The sequence below is a fragment of the Paracoccus indicus genome, assembly GCF_003056335.1.
Taxonomy (GTDB): domain Bacteria; phylum Pseudomonadota; class Alphaproteobacteria; order Rhodobacterales; family Rhodobacteraceae; genus Paracoccus; species Paracoccus indicus.
Window position 1 is genome coordinate 1 of the sequence record NZ_PYWA01000029.1, and the last position, 629, is coordinate 629.

Sequence of the window (629 nt, forward strand, 5' to 3'; positions counted from 1 at the left end):
CAGCGCCGCATTGTAGTCTGACCAGTTCGTCGTGCGGTAGCGGATCGGGGAAGGCTTCGGCATGCCCTCGACCTAACCCTCAGGACGCGCTCAGTGAATCCCCATCACTGAGATGTGCAACAAGGTCTTCTACGCTCATAGTCGGCATGAATATTCCAGATGGGAGCTGCTAAAATTAAATGCGTAACCTTGATAACAGAGGTCACGCATATTGCGCCATACCCCCCCCATAGATGTTCCGTATGCAATTATATTTTTGTAGTTTTTTGTTGAAATTATTTTTCCGATTTCCTGAAGGCACTTCTTAAACTCACCGCCAACATACCAGTCATTAACATTTGACCTGATATATATCACATCGTAAGAGGTTTTTTGAAAAAACACTTCCCCAAAAAACGTTTCTTCTTTTTTTGAAGTTCTAGAGGTTAGCGTAATAATTAAATTGTCACTATCTTTGCTATCATAACCTGCATGGTAAAATGAATTTTCGTATATTTTCATCGGCGATGTTGCGCAAATCAGCCCCGAGCATGACTGCCCCCTTTCCCGCCATTCTTCAGCGGACGGCTTCGATCTCGGCCCTGCCAAGGGCCGAGAAGCGGTTCATGATGGCGATGCGGATCTGGATT

General features: G+C 45.5%; 1 protein-coding gene. It reads right to left on the reverse strand.

The features are described 5' to 3' along the window. Nucleotides 1-135 precede the first annotated feature (135 nt). Nucleotides 136-501, reverse strand: coding sequence for a hypothetical protein (locus DDE75_RS17435; protein ID WP_162799113.1), 366 nt, complete (start codon nucleotides 499-501; stop codon nucleotides 136-138). Nucleotides 502-629 lie beyond the last annotated feature (128 nt).